Here is a 16,453-nt window from a genome sequence, read left to right as displayed (position 1 = left end):
TTATTGCATTAATGAGGGCCTGGCCTCTGCTTCAAAGTCTTTGGTAGAATTATTCGTGTCTTTCAGTATCACGCGGCCATCCGGGTTGGTAGAGAGTACGGCGCGTTTTACGCTTTTGCCATAACGGCCATCGTCAGAGTCTACCTTGCCGCAATATGTCCAGCCCATGTCCAGCGCAGGCGCGGTCAGTATCCACTCAAACACGGCGGGTACAGACAGGTTCACCGCATCTATGATCCAGCTGTTAGGGAATTTATATCCCTCAGTGTATCTGGGCGTACCGTTGGTTTGTATATATGAGTAAGTGTACTTCTGGGTTTCTTTATACTGGTCTATAGTTGTTCCTTCCGGCAAACGGCCCATAATGTAGCTTTTAAACCCGCGGTTATGCATGGTCATAAAACCGTTCACGTTCACCAGGTCAGGCACCTGCGGGTTATCAACATTAATGGAGCCCAGCATGGTCAGTTCAAATTCAGATTTGCTCAGGTCAAATGAATTGGGGTTGTATTCTTTATGGTTGATGGCGTTGTTGGCCACCACTATCTGCTTGCCGGGATATATCGGGTGATCTGTGCCTTTACCGGGTATCATCACAATTGAACCGGGCGTAAAGGCTTCCGGCATTACATCCGGGTCATACGTCCTTTTGGTAGTGGAGAGAAAAGCCGCTTCTGCAATTACCAGGCCGTCTGCATAGAGTGTGTCTTCAGAGTTGTTGTAGATGATAAAGTACTTGTCACCGTTATACTGCTTGCCTTCCGGCGTTACCGTACCGGTAAAGAATATTTCCTTGAACACCAGCCCTGCCGTTTCATCGTACAGAAAAAGGGGAATATCCAGGGTCACGGAACCGCCGCTAACGGCTACACCTTGTTTGTGGCCGCGTATTTTGCGGCTGTACTTTACACCGTCCAGCTCATATTCCACATCACCTTCCAGCGTCACTTCATAAGAGCCGTCTGGCAGGATGATAACGGGAGGCATGCTGCCGTTCATCTGGAAAGTACTGTCTACGCCGCTGTTGCTTTCCTTGAACACCAGCACTACGTTAGATGTACGTACATTCTGCAACCCTGCAGGCGGCGTAAGCGTAAGGCCCACGTCAGATTGCCTGATGGTCAGGTTGTCTTTCTTACAGGCGGCAGTAAATACCGTGCCGGCCACCGCAAGTATGAACAAGAGTAATTTAAATTGACGCATATCTGTTCTGTTTAAAAGTTAAGATTCAGTTCCATTCCGAAATACGGGCTGCTAAAGCCGCTTCTTCTATTGATAGTATTATTGAAAACATAGTCAGGCGTGTAAGTGAACAACCGGTTCACGAACATGGAAACAGCCGCCTTCTTTTTAAAGTCCTTGGTTACTTTCACATTGCCCTGCAGGTCAACAGGCACAATACGCTTCTGGAAAAGAATGCCGCTGGTAGTTTCTTTCAGCCAAACCAGGTTAGGGTCTTCCAGGCTCTCTTTGGTGTATGGATGCAATACTCCGTCTACCCCCATGTACTGCACGGGCGTACCATCGTTATAGTGATACTGCTCCATCCGGTACCAGATGTTCTGAAGGGAGGCGGACACTGTGAGACCCAGCACAGGCAGGTAACTATCCACGGTCAGATTGGTATTTAACTGACCGCGGTAAGCTCCGTCTTGGTAATCATATACCCCCACGTATTGAGACTGTTTGCCGTCAACGATAACATTGGCAGAAATGCCTTTATACAGGGGAAAACTGTTAACATAATTGGTCTTGAACCAGGCGCCGTTCATCGTGAAACGGGTATTGATGCCGGGCAGCCTTCTGGAAACGAACTGGAACTCTACGCCTTCCTTGATGAGGGCGCTGCCATTGGCCGTAACAGAATAGCTGAAGAACTGCCTTGCATGTTCATAATCAAAATCGCTGGTAGCGGGCGGAGCAGTCAGGTTTCCGGCGTCTACGGACCTATTGTCATATACTTTGAAATCCAGCACGCGGAACCTTGCAACAGTGCGGAAGCCCGACGTCAGCTTTTCATGGAAGTAGGTCAGCGAGAGACGGTTGCCGTTCAGCTCAAAGTCTCCATTGAACTCCAGTTTACGGTTCACGGCGGGCTTCAGGTGGTAGTTGATCCCGTCAGCTACGTAGGTGGCCACATTTGCCTTCCGGTATTCCGGGTTATTGTGATAAAAGTTAAGCTGCACAATGTCTGTGTACTTCGGGTTGGGATAGAGCATGTCAAGCGTAGGCATCTTTGTATGCAGGCCAAACCCCGCGCCCAGGGTAACCTGCAGGCGGTGCTGACCGGCGGGGAGGCCGGGCAGTGCCCACCGCATGTTGATGCGGGGATCGAGATAAATTTTGCTGGCAATAGCATACTTCCCGTCCATTGCCGGCAGGCTCATGCCACGGAGGCCGGCAGCGGTAGAAACCTTGTGCCTGCCCACGTTGAACGTCATCATATCCTCCGCAAAAAAAGACTGGTTGAGCATGCCCGGGATGGTATCAAAAGCACGGGGCCGCGCTGAACCGGTCGGGTTCATGGGGTATGTGAGATCATATACCTGGCCTTTACCGAAGTTCTTGCTGTAATTGGTTTCCAGCCCCAGCTTCACATCGTGCGTAATGGCAGCCGTTCGGAAACCGATATTCATTTTCGCTTTAAGAAAGGCGTTGAACGGCCGGCCATCTACCAGCAATTCAGCGGCATAGCTAGGGGTGATGAATGTAGCGTCATGCTCCCCCTCCGTGAGGGCATTGGCCAAAACGGTGGCTGAACGGGCCTGCACCCATTTGGTAACGTCCATCCTGTCCCGCTGGTAATCTACCTGTGTGTTTACTTCCCACGATTTTACAAGAGCGCCCAAACGGGTCACTTCATTTTTCAGGCTGGTATTGAATACGTAGCGGTTGAACCGGGAACGGAACTTGTCTACAGGCGCGTACCCGTTGTCAGGGTCTGTACGCTGGTTATCTACCGTGGTGGCATAATCAAATGAGCCGGCCCATTTCATGCGGCGGAGACTGTTCTCCCAGCGTTTTTCTGCGCGCACACTGGAATTGATCCTTTTATAATTCGTGAAATTATCTGTGGGCTTGCTTTTTGAATCCAGGAAACCAAGATCTACATTCACGGACATATCCTGCCCTGGCACGTTAAAGCCCTTGCCCAATGCGAAGAGTTTGCTGAAACCGTCTGTTTTCATGCGGGCGGTGATTGGCGTATATCCTTTCTTTCGTTCGATCTTGATGAGGCCGCTGGTGAGATCTCCGTATTCAACGGAGGGAATACCGCGTACAATTTCCACTTTCTCAATATCGTCTGTAGACAGCGTGCGCATGTCTACTCCGCGGTTGGTGGTGTTACGGTATTGGTTAGGGTCATTTGCAACATACACGCTGACACTTTGCAAATTGGCGGTAGTATTGATGGGCGCTCCGTCTACCAGGAAAGCCGTACCCAGGGAACTGATATCGTAACCTGTTTCAGGCGCCCCGGCTTCCCGCAGCCTGATGCGGTTCATGGTGGTCAGCGCAGGGTCTTTGGAACGCCCGCCCGGCAACAGCTCCAGCAAATCTGTAAAGCTGGACGGCTGCAGGTGCTGCATGGCCCTGCGGTCTATCACGGAAGTGCTGGTCATGGCCTTTGCTTCGGAAGCCGTGATGAACACTTCCTGCAGGGTTTGCAACGCTTTCTCCACCGTCAGCTCCACCTGCTGGTCTTTATGCAGGTGAACTGTTTTGCCGGGAGCTTTAAACAGCATACCCGCTATACTGACTTTATAAGTACCGAAAGGAAGAGGCCCGAAGGAAAAACGGCCGCCGTTGGCGCTGAAGGTGCGGAACTGCATGCTGTCTTTTTGGGCAATAACGAGAATGGAATCCGCCCCGCGCCCGCTCTCCTTATCCCACAGGCGGCCAGATAATACGCCCGATGTTTGCTGGGCAATGGTATAGGCTGGCGCTGCGAGCAGAAGGGATAAAGTGAGAATTAAATGTATGCTATGTCTCTTTGAATTACTGAACATCTCCACTAAAGCTGGTTTCCCTTGATCTGAAGATGCAAAAGTACTGAAGAGCAAAGGGTTTTGAGGCGGCGGAGCGCGCGCCTGGTGAAGATTTTCCCGATCCGATCATTGGTGTCCGGGTTGAACAATGTCAAGTTAGCGTCATGGCCCTTTCAACAGCCGTAGGGGCCTGCGTTTGGGATAGGCGGCCCCGTGGTATGGAGCATGAATTAGGGGAAACGCGGTCACCACGTTTCCCCTTATATTTTCCTGATCCGATCAAGCGCCCGGCTACAAACTCACCGTCTGTACGCACACCACTTCCCGCGGCCCCTGCCGCTTTTTGTACGCCACCAGCAGCTTGTTCTCCCCTACTGCCTTCAGCACGGGAAAGTTGGCGTAGCCGCCTGCTGCCGTGAGGAAACCCTGCGCTACCGTTTTTCCCTCCGCCGTTTTATGCACTATGCCAATACGGTTGGCGGCGGTGTCTACCGCTTCGTCCCATACCAACACCAATTCTCCGTTGCCGAGGGCCGCCAATTGCGGGTGTTTGGCGGTGGGCAGCGCGCTGATGCTTTCTTTTTTGGAGTAGGTGATGCCGTTGTCTGGAGACTGGCAGTAAAACACGCCCTGCCCGCTGCCCATGGTGAACCAGGCAAAATGCAGGCCGCTGCTGTTCTTCACCATGGCAGGCCCGGTGTGCGGGCAGCCGTTGATCACCCAGTTGTCTGCGCTGATGCGCACGGGCGGGGAAAAGGTTTGCCCTCCATCTGTTGATACCATGTGTACCATATCCCGGATGCTGTCATTCAGAATATCGCGGAAGGCGGCATGCAGCGCGCCCTGTGCATCTGTGTAGAGCGCCGTGCGGCAACACTGGCAAACGGTCTGCACCAGCGGCCGCTCCTGCCTGAAGCCGGTGGAGTCTGTGGCAACGGCCATATACAGGGTGGAGCCTTCCTGCTGGTGGAACTTGCGGTTGTCCAGCCAGATGGCGGCCACCTCGCCGGAGGGCAGCAGCGCCATGTCAAAGTAGCGCTGGTCGTAACCTGTGGTGTCTGTTACCAACGGGCGCGGGGGCTCCCAGTGCGCCCCTCCGTCTGCGGAACGGGCATAGAGCACCTTGCCGGCGTACTTGTTCCGCGGGTCGTTGCTTTCAACGCCGTACATCGCTATTACTTCCCCATTGGGCCTGAAAATGATCTTGGGCATGTTTTCCGCATGGGGCTGAATGCCGGTGGCGGTGGTCACATGGCCCGGCGGGGAAAAGGTTTGCCCGCCGTCTGTTGATATGGCAAAGTACATGCTGCCGTCTTCCACCCAGCTCACCACGGGCTGGCCCTGTGGGGTAATGGTCATGTATGCGCAGGAGGCGTTGCGCGTGGTATCTGACAGCACCGTTTCCTGCGCTTCTTTCAACCTATTTTGCTGGCAGGCTGCCAGCGCTAGTAGCAAAACCAGGTAATATCGCATCTTTATTTTTTTGCAGTGATGGTATACGCCACACCTACGTTAAACGTTCTGTTGGGGCCGGGCCGGTAGCTTTTGCCGAAAGCGCTTTTCTCTGCCGTGGTGGCATACATCACATCGGCCACATTGCGGCAGTTCACCCAGCATTCAAAATTTTTGCAGTTATAACCTATGCGCGCATTCAACAGGTTATACCCGCCGTAAGACTCCGTATTGGCGGGGTCCATGTAATATTTGCCTACGTACTGCCATTCAACAGACGTGCGCACACCCTTGAGGAAAGCGGGTTTCCAGCCCAGCTCCGTATTATTGATCACCGCAGGCGCGCCATTCATGCGGTTACCGCCATATTGCATGCCTTTATCTTCATACGTAATAAATTCATGCTGCGCCCAGGTACCGCCGGTGCGCAGCAAAAGGCCCGGCAGCGGGGCATAGCGCAGGTTCCACTCCAGCCCGCTGTGACGCGTGCGGCCGGCGTTGCGGTTCTCTGAGGAGTTATCGGCCAGGCGCACGCTGATAATTTCGTTGCGGCCGTCCATCCTGTAAAGGCTTACATCTACATATCCCTTGTTACCGGCAAAGGCAAACCAGCCGCCCAGCTCGTAGTTGTTGTAGGTGGCGGGTTTCAGTACCGGCACCTTTACGCCGCGGTACAGCTCTGAAATATTGGGCGGCGCAAACCCCACGCTGTAGTTGGCGTACAGGCCTCTGTCGTGACCAAAATCGTAGGTAAGGCCCAGCTTCGGCGTCCAGGCGTGGAAGTAGTTACGCTCGTCCGGCGAGCCGGTGAAAGCCGAAGGCGGCAGGTGGTTGTCAAAGTCATAATCCATCCTGTCATACCGCAATGCGGCAATCACCTTCATACGGTTAACAGGGCTCATTTCCGCCTGTGCATATACCGCCGTGTTCAGCAAGGCAACATGGTAGTCTGTTAACGTAGAGTCTGTTTCCGTATAGCCGGTGAAGTAACCGGCGGCATCACGGTCTACATCTATGTAACGGGCGTAATAGCCGGCAGGACTGTAATCTGCGCTCACGCCCGCCATCAGTGAAGCATTGCGCCAGCTGAAGTTCTTTTTGTGCTGCACCAGCAGGCCATAGCTCTGAAAATGATCGCTGTTGATCTCGCCGCGCGCTTTCAGCGGGTTGCTGGTGGTTTTAATAGCGTAGAAAGGGTTCTGGCCAATTTCGTTGTGGCGGTAAAAGAGCGTAAAGCTGGTGAGGTTTTGCTCGTTCCACTGCTGCTCCAGCGTGCTGCGCAGCCGCAATGCCTTTACCAGCCTGTAAGAGAAAGTATGGAAGCTCTTGTAATTTTTGGAGTAGAAGTTGGCGCTGTCTACGCCGCCTGTCTGGTCTGTTTTATAATCCGTTAGTGAGGCGGTGGTGGTCCACTTGCTGCGATCACTGAAAGCATATTCTGTTTTCAGGGTGAGCGCCAGCTTGCGGAAATCGCTATGCTCCAGGTAGCCGTTCCGCTGGTCTGCATAATACCCGCCCAGCAGTACGCCCAGCTTGCCGCTGGTGCCAGACACACTGAAGTCTGTACGTTTGTAGCCCTGGTTGCTCATTTCTGCCTGTACCCTCGCTGTGGGCAGCAATGTGGGGGACGCCGTGATGAAGTTCACCGCTCCGCCTACGGCTTCACTGCCGTAGAGGGAAGACGCCGGCCCCCTGATCACTTCTATGGTTTTGAGGGTGGCCATATTGATCTCGATCAGGGCATTATGGTTAAAATCTCCGGTGGTGCGGATGGGAATGCCGTCTTCCAGGTAAAGGAAAAGACTGCGGTAGCCAATAGGCTGGCGGATGGCCATGGTATGCTGCTCGTTGCCGAGGTCTACCATGTATACGCCACTGACCTTGTTAAGCACCTGCTCCAGCGAGGTGGCTTTTGTTTCCCTGATCATTTGCGTGGAAATGGTGCTGATGGCTACCGGCGCTTCTGTGCGGTATTGTTTGTCCCGGCCGGCGGATATGATGATCTCGTTCAGCCGGGTAGACAGCGGTTCAAGGTAGATGATGCGGGAAGATGCGGCCGTTACGGGCAGGCGCTGCTCCGCATAGCCTATAAAAGAAAGGGCAATGGAATCATGGCCGGTGCGGAGGCCGCCCAATGTAAAGGCGCCCCGCTGGTTGCTGAGGCAGCCTTGCGCGCCGCTGTGCAGCACACGCACGCTAACGCCGGGCAGGGCTTCGCCGGTGAGGGCATCTACCACCGTGCCGTTCAGTGTTTGCTGCGCGGCCAGGGGTAAACAGTATATTAAAAGCGCAATAAGGACGGAAAATTTTGACATGCTGTAATTTTTACGTAACCAACGGCCATAGCGTTGCCGGGCACACAGAACGGCCCGGCGGCAACAGCCGGTTGTACGATGCAGACGGACTCCTGCGGGGCGCTGCAGGGTGCGCAGTACAGGGCCCTTTACAGTTGTCTGCCGGTGAATCAATTCCGGTTACGGGCATGGCATGGTATACACATGCAAACCTGGTTCCGGTAAGGAGATGCTTGCAGGCTGGTACCGCCATGCAAAAATGCATTCATCCTGCTTCAATAAATGAAACTGAAAACGTGCCGCCGCAACGGGCAACAGTCAATTGCAACTTACACCCTGGGTGGGTGGAATACCGCATGGAGCGGGTCTTGCGCCATACCGCCGTTGTACGCGTCAAACAGCTTTACGCTGCCGGCGGCAGGGGTTAAATAAAGAGGAAAATCTGCCTGTGCAATAATTACTTCATATTTGTCTTTCACCGCGTTGCCCTTTTCTTCCTGCTTCGTTTCCTTCTCCATCTGCTTCATCAGATGGCACTGGCCGTTACAGCCTTTTTTGGGTTCGGCCTTGTTGATACAAAGCACGCGGGCAATGTATTCCTTGTTCAGCAGGTATTCCGCCAATACCAGTCCTTTGCCGAAGGTTTGCAGCATAAGGCCTGTTAAAGTGACTATGACGAATATGTACTTCATAAGGAACACTACAAAAGTAAACTTATATGCTTTGCAGCCAAATGATTTTCATCATTATGCTCATTCATAGCGAACGGGGAACCTGGTGATCCAGATTCCCCGTTCGCTCATATCTTTTCATTCCCTACTGTGCCAGCATGAAGCGCAGCGTTATACCGCCACGGGTGTTGGTGATGGGATAAGCGGTAGAAATAACCGGTATGGTTTGCCGCCGGTCATAGAAAAACTTGATGTTCAAGCGGTTGTTCACCACATAATCTATTGAAGGCGCAATGCTGATCACCTTTTGCCCGCCTGTTGGCAGGGGCGAGTCTGCATCCAGCCGGTTATTGGTTGTTTTATCGTCCCGGAAGCTCAGGTCCAGCCTGAAGTTCATATCGTTCTCCAGCTTCCTTCCCCCGTCTTTACCTACTGCAAACGGCATGGGCAGGCCGCGTACGCGGTAGCCGCCGCCCAGCACAATTTCGCTGCTGCGCATTTCGCTCAGCTGGTAGTCAATCAGGCTGAGACTGAGGGTACGGCTGCGCTTGAAGCCCACACGCAGGTTGAGGGAATTGGTGAAGGTCATGTCTGCCTCCAGCAGCGGCTCAAACTGCTCTGAAATAGTGAGGTTGGGCACCAGGAAGTACGGAATGTAGTTGCCTGATATAGAATCCCTGAAAGACGGGAAGCCCAGGTACAGCGGGTCGTAGAACATGAGCGCCGTGTTATAGGAGTTCATGGTCAGCCGGCCGATGTAGGCATGCGTCAAGGTAAAGTTGGTGAGGAAATCCGTAAACGGCTTCACACGGCTCAGGCCGTTGTAAGAGATACGCCAGTTGGGCCTGGGCAATATGTTCTTGAACGGGTTGGTACGTACGGTAGGACTGCCCTGCTTCAGCAGCGGTACGTTTTCCGGGCTTTTGCCTGTGTACGCCGCCAGGAAGGCCGGTATCAATACATCCTGCGCGTAACGGCCGTAACCGTAGCGGTACTGCGGGTCTTTCGGATCGAACTCCGGTACCGTACCGTTGTTGCTGTACGGGTTTTGCCGGCCCAGCCTTTCAGAAATGATCTGGCGGTAGCTCTCAAACTGGCGGAAGGTTTCAGACACGCCGTTGGTAGCGTTGATCTTGCCCCACATGGTTTTGATGGCAATGAACGTAATGTCGAAACCACCGGCATCGTAGGGGCTCAGGTGCCCGAAGCCGTTGCCGTCACCAATAGTGTCTTTGAACAGCTCTGTATGCGTTTTGGTGAAAGACTTGGTGAGGTTCAGGTCTATACGCAGGTCTCTCACCGGTTCCAGCTGCGCCTGTATGTCCAGCTTCTGGGTAAACTGCTGCTGGAACTGGATGTTGAAAAGCGTGTCTGGCGTGATGAGGCCTTTCTTCGCAAAGTTGTCCATCCATTGTTTGGTGGGTTGTTTGCCTATCACAAAGTCGAGGCCGGGAGCCATGGTTTGCCAGTTCATACCCAGCAGCTTGGTACTGTCCAGGTAGCCGGGCAGGCGGGTGCCTACATTTTCCGTATAGTTGATGTTCACCCGCTTCAGGGACATCAGCACACGCATCAGCGCTTTCAACGCTGGTGAAGTAGCGTCATCATCCTCCGCCTTCTTTTGCTGTGCAGCAGCGGCATTGGGCGCATTGGCCATGCCGGGCGGCACGTATTCCCTGGTTGGCGCGGCAGAGGCGTTCATCTTGCGCAGCCATTTGCTCTTGTTGTACAGCTCCGTAAACTTCAGCTCTGCCGTAATGGTTTTCTGGTTGGAGTTCTCAATGGCGTTGCCCAGGTAGGTGGCCAGGCGGGAAGCGCCCACCCAGCGGTATTCCATGCCGTAGCTGAGTGCCAGGTTGGTCCAGCTCAGCAGCGGGAACTTGCCCATAGGCACGGTGTAGGTAACGGTTGCGTTATGGAAATAGTTGGTGGTACGGCCGCCTTTCCAGAAGTTGCTGCGCACGCTGTCTTTTTTGGCATCGGTGTTGATGCGGCCGTTCGGCTCGTCTATGCGGGAGTTGTTCACCGCATTGAAGTCAAGAGACAGGTTGCGGGAGAAGTCCCACTTGAAGGTATAGTACCGGTCAAACCGGAAATACTTGTCGTATGTTTCCTGCAGCTGGAACGGCCCGCCGCCCACATTGCGCAGGCGGGTAGCGCCAAACTGGCGGGTAATGTCTGCCCGTACGCTCATGATGGAAGGCACGTAGTTCACGTTAAATTCCTTGATGAGCGCAAACCAGGGAGATTTGCTCCTGATGAGGTTCTTGAACGGTTCTATGTATTTGGGCGTGCCGGCATAGTTATAACCCACGCCGCCGCGGTGGCGGGTCAGCACGTCACTTTCAATTACCGGGTTGCGCCTGTTCATTTGCGAGAAGGAATAGCTCACATCAAAGTTCTCGATGTCCCATATCCGGTTCTTTTTCCTGCCCGCGCCCATCTTGCGCACGTTGGTAAAGTTCAGGCTCTTGATGGAGGTGAAATCCTGCGCGTTGCGGCGGATGGAATCCCGGTGCTCCTTATCCCTCGCCATGGCCAGCTTGTCTTTCAGTTTGATGTCCAGGTCATACGGATCGTATTCCGGGTTGCTGGTGGTTTGCGAATAACCGGCGTACACGGGCACGGTAATGCCGGTGCGTTTGGGCAGCAGCTTGCCCAGGTCGAGGTTGGTGGCAACATCGTACTGCAGGAAGTTGTCGCGGAAGCGTTCGTTCACGCGCTGGTCTACACTGCCGAAGCCTGCGGTGTGCATATTACCGCTGAAGGTGAGGGTGCCCAGGTCTGCCAGGTTTAGATCCACCCTGGCCAGCGCGGCATAACCGCCTTTTTCATCCAGGCCGGAGAGGCGCAGTTCGTTGAACCACACTTCGGTACAATGCGGCAACCCGTCATCTTTCGGGTTCAGCACACCGATCATGATGTTACGTACATCACCCAGGCTGGGGTTACCCACCACGGCCAGGATGTTCTTCCCGTCTTGCTTCACGTAAGGCAGCAGCGGGGAAGCGGAACCATCGTTGTTACGCTCCATCTTCAGCTTGGCAAAAGCGTTCAGGTCAAGGTTCAGCTCGTTCTCGGACGGCCATACCTCGGTATCGCGCGTGGCCTTCCAGGGTGTTACCTTCAGCGGAATACGGTATTCATAATAGTTCTCCGTAAAGTCACTGCCTATTCTTATAATGGCCTGCAGCTCATTGTCTTTCAGCGCCAGCGCGTCACCCACGGCTTCTGCGTGGATGAACATCTGCATGCGGTTGTACTGCCGCAAGTCAAGGTTCAGGTTTTTGTATACGGCCCGCACCTCGTCGTCTTTCAGGTTACAGATCTGGGCGGAAAGGGCCTGTTCATTCAGCTGAATGTTGGTGTTGTTGTTGCTGAGCGTGTTCTGCCGCAACGTACCGGGAGGCAGCACATAATTGATAGGCTCGCGGCGGGCGTTCTCCTCAATGTTCACGGCAGATACATTGAAGGTAGTGCTTTCATCTACCGGTACGGGGTCTCCGGGGCGCAGCTCGTACAGGTAACGGCGCCACTGGTTCCGCACCAGGTCAAGCTTGGCAAAACGGAGCACCACCGAGTCTTCAAAGCCGGTGAGGAACATGCGCATGAAGCGGATGGACTTGAAGTCGGGGATGTTGCCCACTTTTTTGTCATACTGGTTCACCGGTATCTTGAACTGGTACCAGTTCTGCGTTACAACGGTGCCGTCTTCCATTTCATTTCTCACGGGGAACTTGTCTACAATGTAGTTGGAGCCCACCTGCATGTCCGGCTTGATATCTACCCGGTACTGGAAGTATTCTTCCGTTTCGTTCATGGTATTGTCCCGGTTCAGGTCTTCAGACTCGGGGTAGTTGGTAGCGGCCTGTGAGAAGGCGGAATTATCATTGGAAATGGGCGAGTTGCCGTCCGGCCCGTTGATGCGTTTGTAGCGGCCCAGGATGTCTGTGCCGGCGCCCTGGTCATAATACCCGTCGCGGTACCAGCGGTAGTCATCATTAGAGGGGTCGTTGACTACATTCTGGTAAGCGGGAGAGCCTGCGCCGAACACACTGGCCAGGTCTGTGAGGTATTGCGCCCTGAAGTTCTTTTCGTCTTCGCTGTTCAGCCCGTCATAACCCACGTCCTGGTAACGGCGGATGGCAGGGTCGTTGTCAAAGGCCTGCGTGATCTGCTGCTGGAATTTGGGAATGCGGCCCCAGCGGGTGGAGTCCAGCTTGTTGCGGTTAGCCGGGTTGTAAGGGTCCGGCAGGCCGTTCTCGAAAGATTTGCGGGAATCTTTCAGGATGTCTTCAGACACGTTACCCAGGTTGAAATACAGTGACCCGCCGTCGCTTGTGGGGTTATTGTAGAACGGATCAGGTATCCAGAACTCAATGAACTCGATGTTGGCCGTTTCAAAGTCGCTGTTATCGATAGCGCGCATCACGCCGCCCCAGCGGGCTTTGGGATTTTTCAGCGTACCGTCCGCATTCAGCCCCGCGGTGGTGGCCTCAAAGTTGTAGGGGCCTTTCTCGGTGGGGTAATACGCCAGGTCAAGCGTGCTCAGCTGGCTTTGCCCGAAGTCTGTAGACCGGTTCGGGAAAATGTCCCGCTGGTAGATGAGGCGGGTACGGAGGTCCCGCTGCGATTTGGCGTCTACCCCCCTCGGGCGGTTGGGCGAGTTGGGTATCTGCAGGGTGGGCTCAATGATGTACCAGGCCAGCAGCGCCCTGTTCTTGCCGTAAGAAAGGGTATCGTTATCGTCCGCTTCCGGGAACAGGATGTTGCCGTTAGCGTCTGTGGCGTCTTTAGGGGTGGAGGCCAGCGCCCAGCTGGTGGCCGGGAACTTGAGGTCAAAGCCGTTGCGGGTGCCTTCAAAATCATCTATCATCACCTGCCCCTGCTTGCTGCCGGGGGCATTTACCAGCTTGCTGTGACCGGGGAACAGGCGGGCCACCTCACCGGTGAAGTTGATGGAGGCAGGCTGCTGGCTCTGGAAGTTCGGCAGCTTGTCCAGCAGGCGGGTAAGGCCGCGCCATTCGGAAATATAGTTAGCGTCCAGGCCTACCACGGTGTTCTTGATGGGGTCATCCCCGTAGTTCACCTTCTGGTAGTAGGGGCGCTCGCTCATTCTTACAACGGTACCGCCTATGTTCAGCTTGTCGTTCACAAAATAGTCCAGGCGGGTGCCCATGTAGTTGCGCACCTGCTGGCCAAAAAGGGCGTTGTTCTCAAACTGTACATTGATAGGCACGCCGGAGCTGAGCACGCCGCCGTTGATGATCTTGATACGGCCCAGGTTGTAATCTATCACATAATCCACATCTTCCCGCAGCATTTGCCCGCCGGCCGTTACAGACACGGAGCCGCGCGGTATGTTATAGGCGTTGAGAGATATTTCCGAAGAGTTGCTGGATTTGTAGGAACCCCTGATCAGGTACCGGTTAAGGTTGGGGAACTGCTGCGCAATTACTTTGATGGAGTCGTACAGCATGGTGTACATGTATTGTTTTTCCAGCGCCGCATCTCCGGCAAAGGCCGGTTTCAGGCCTTCCCCGAACGGTTCCAGCACGGGAAACATCACCTTGCCGTTCTGTGAAGTGATGGTATAGCCCTCTACAAAGTCGAACACCCCGTCTGGCTGCGGGTCATTCTGGTTATTCAACCGGTCAAGGTTGAGGATGGAGATGATGGGCGCCCCGGCGTATTGCCCTTTGGCATCCGGCAGGTAGCGCTTTTCACTGGGCACGCGGGTGTCGGCACCCTGGTCTTTTCCCGGGTCTTTATACAGTACGTCCAGCTTGAAGTCTGCCCGGTTTACCTGGTAGGCGTCTGTGGAATAGATGTTTTTCATCATCAGGTCCCAGATGGGCAGGGCCGGCCGCGCGGAGGTGGCTTTCAGCATTTTCAGGAACAGTATCTGCTGGTTGGCGGAGTTGTTCTGGTCTGGCGGTACATCTTGGGAGAACTCCCCTACCTGGTAGATCCTCCCGTTATAGGTGTATTGATAGGCTACGGCCAGCACTTCATCAGGCTGCAGCTGCTGGTTGAGGGATATGAAGCCCACCTGGCGGTTGAGGGTATAGTCTGTAGAGTCCAGCTTGCGGGCAAAGGTTTTTTCAAACTCCTGTACGGGCTGCAGGCCCAGGGCCAGCAGGCGGCTCACCACGGTGCCGGAGTAACGGGCGCCCGGGTCGCTCACGAGGTTGCGGTACAGGTCGTTCGTATTGCGGTCTGGCAGCTTGTTGTTGGTCAGTACGGTAATGGCGGTTTTGTTGAACGGGTTTTGCTCCGCCAGGTCCATCAGGCCCACAATGTCACGGGTATCTGTAGTGGCGCCGGTTTTGTTGGTTACCCACACTTCAATGCGGTTAATGTACACCTGGCTGCGTATCACGGGCAGGTTGCCCATGGCGTAGTTGAAGGTATCCCGGAAAAACTGGGCCAGCAGGAAGTGGCGGTTGTCTTCGTACTCATCTGCCCTTTTCACAAAATCCTGCGTGCTGTTGCCGCCGCGGAGCACCATATTCTGCTTTTGCGACTTCTGGTTACTGAGCACGCTGGTTACGGTGAGGCGGCCAAACTGCAGCTGCGTTTTGATACCAAACAGAGATTGTACGCCGGGAATCAGGGAGCTGCTGAGGGGGAAACTCACGTTACCGGCCTCTATTTTTTTGATGATCTCGTCCTGGTAGCCGGTATATTCCAGCTTTACCTGGTTTTCGAAATCGAAGGTAGACTGGGTATTATAGTTGGTGATGAGCTTCAGTTTTTCCCCGATGCGCCCGGTCACGTTCATGTTGATGTCTATATCGAAGTCAAAGCCCCCGTTTTTGCGGGCCCTTTCCACCAGTACCGGGTTTTTCACGTTCTGGCCCTGGTAGCCGAAGGTGAGGCCCAGGCTCCCTTGGGGCCTGATGTCTACCTTGGTGCCGCCAAACACACGGTCAAAAAGCTTGTCCCCATAGTACAGCTGGGGCGCCTGGCTGCGCTGGTTGAGGTTGCCGATGGTGCTGGCCCTTTTCTGCCAGTAGTCTTTTTCGCTCTGTGCCGCCTGCAGCCGGTAAAAATCATCAAAGTTCAGCACCGTGGGCTGGCGGTAAAACTGGTTCCCGATCTTTTCTGTGACGATGTATTGTTTGGTAGCCGGGTCGTACTCAACGGATTTCTGGATATTGGCGGGGTCTTTGAGGTCAATAGCATTGCGTACGGGGTCTGTAACAGCCGTACCCCTCCTGTCACGGATGGGGTATTTCAGCGTGTCCGGCTTGGAAGTCGTATCTGGAACAGGTATATGCCCTTTGTCAATCTCAACTATTCCCCGTATTCTTTTATAGGTATTTCCCGAACTATTACTGGAGGCAGATTCTACAATGATTAAAGATACAACACCTATTACTGCAATAGCACCATAGTATTTCTTTCTTGCCAAGCGATCTTAGGTTTTATAAGAGGTCAAGGATTTAAATTTATAAATTTTTGAGGGATTTCTTTATAAGTATCTCCAATTCATTTAATTGTGGCTCCGCTTTCAGTACCCTCCGTACCGCCTGCTCAGCCATATTGCGGGCTATTCCCAGGTTGACTAAAGCATTTAACGCGTCATCCTGTATTGTATTGTGGGTAGGTGAAGATAAATATGTTATTTCTTCTTTATGCTTCTTCATTTTGTCTTTCAGCTCCAGGATCAGGCGCTTGGCGGTTTTGGCGCCAATTCCCTTCACCCCTTCCAGCATTTTTTCGTTTTCCATCATAATGGCCCGCTGAATGTCTTCCGGATGGAGGGAGCTGAGCATCATGCGGGCGGTAGAGGCCCCTATGCCGGAAACGCTGATCAGCTGCAGGAACATGCTGCGCTCCGCATCCTCAAAAAAGCCGTACATGGTGTGGGCGTCTTCCTTGATATGTACGTAAGTTAACAGTTTACAAGTTTCCAGGTGCTGGATCTGGGTCCAGGTGTGAAGGCTGATCTGCACTTCATACCCTACCCCGTTCACGTCGAGGTGCACCAGGGCGGGCGATTTGTAGGCCAATTTGCCGTTGAGGTAAGCGATCATATGCA

The 16,453-nt window shown here is 53.9% G+C and carries 7 protein-coding genes; all 7 read right to left on the bottom strand.

Going from position 1 to position 16,453, the window contains the following annotated elements; all coding sequences use genetic code 11:
* Entirely contained in the window at window positions 1-1,203 is a 1,203-nt protein-coding gene (locus ABDW36_RS18220) for a DUF4876 domain-containing protein (protein ID WP_343703359.1), read from the bottom strand.
* 11 nt (window positions 1,204-1,214) lie between these two features.
* Window positions 1,215-4,010, bottom strand: coding sequence for a TonB-dependent receptor plug domain-containing protein (locus tag ABDW36_RS18215; protein WP_343703358.1), 2,796 nt, complete (start codon window positions 4,008-4,010; stop codon window positions 1,215-1,217).
* A gap of 270 nt (window positions 4,011-4,280) precedes the next feature.
* On the bottom strand, window positions 4,281-5,462 hold the full coding sequence (locus tag ABDW36_RS18210; RefSeq protein WP_343703357.1) for a sialidase family protein: 1,182 nt from the start codon (window positions 5,460-5,462) through the stop codon (window positions 4,281-4,283).
* Between the two features lie 2 nt (window positions 5,463-5,464).
* A complete protein-coding gene (locus ABDW36_RS18205) occupies window positions 5,465-7,756 on the bottom strand; it encodes a TonB-dependent receptor (RefSeq protein ID WP_343703356.1) in 2,292 nt (763 codons plus the stop codon).
* Window positions 7,757-8,064: 308 nt separating this feature from the next.
* On the bottom strand, window positions 8,065-8,427 hold the full coding sequence (locus tag ABDW36_RS18200) for a hypothetical protein (protein WP_343703355.1): 363 nt from the start codon (window positions 8,425-8,427) through the stop codon (window positions 8,065-8,067).
* A gap of 124 nt (window positions 8,428-8,551) precedes the next feature.
* Window positions 8,552-15,823, bottom strand: a complete 7,272-nt coding sequence (gene sprA, locus ABDW36_RS18195; protein WP_343703354.1) for a cell surface protein SprA — start codon at window positions 15,821-15,823, stop codon at window positions 8,552-8,554.
* Window positions 15,824-15,860: 37 nt separating this feature from the next.
* Window positions 15,861-16,448, bottom strand: a complete 588-nt coding sequence (gene ruvA, locus ABDW36_RS18190) for a Holliday junction branch migration protein RuvA (RefSeq protein ID WP_343703353.1) — start codon at window positions 16,446-16,448, stop codon at window positions 15,861-15,863.
* Window positions 16,449-16,453: the final 5 nt, after the last annotated feature.

It is taken from the genome of Chitinophaga sp. (assembly GCF_039596455.1).
Taxonomy (GTDB): domain Bacteria; phylum Bacteroidota; class Bacteroidia; order Chitinophagales; family Chitinophagaceae; genus Chitinophaga.
The sequence above is the reverse complement of the archived record's forward strand: the minus strand, read 5'-3'. Positions and strand labels throughout refer to the sequence as shown.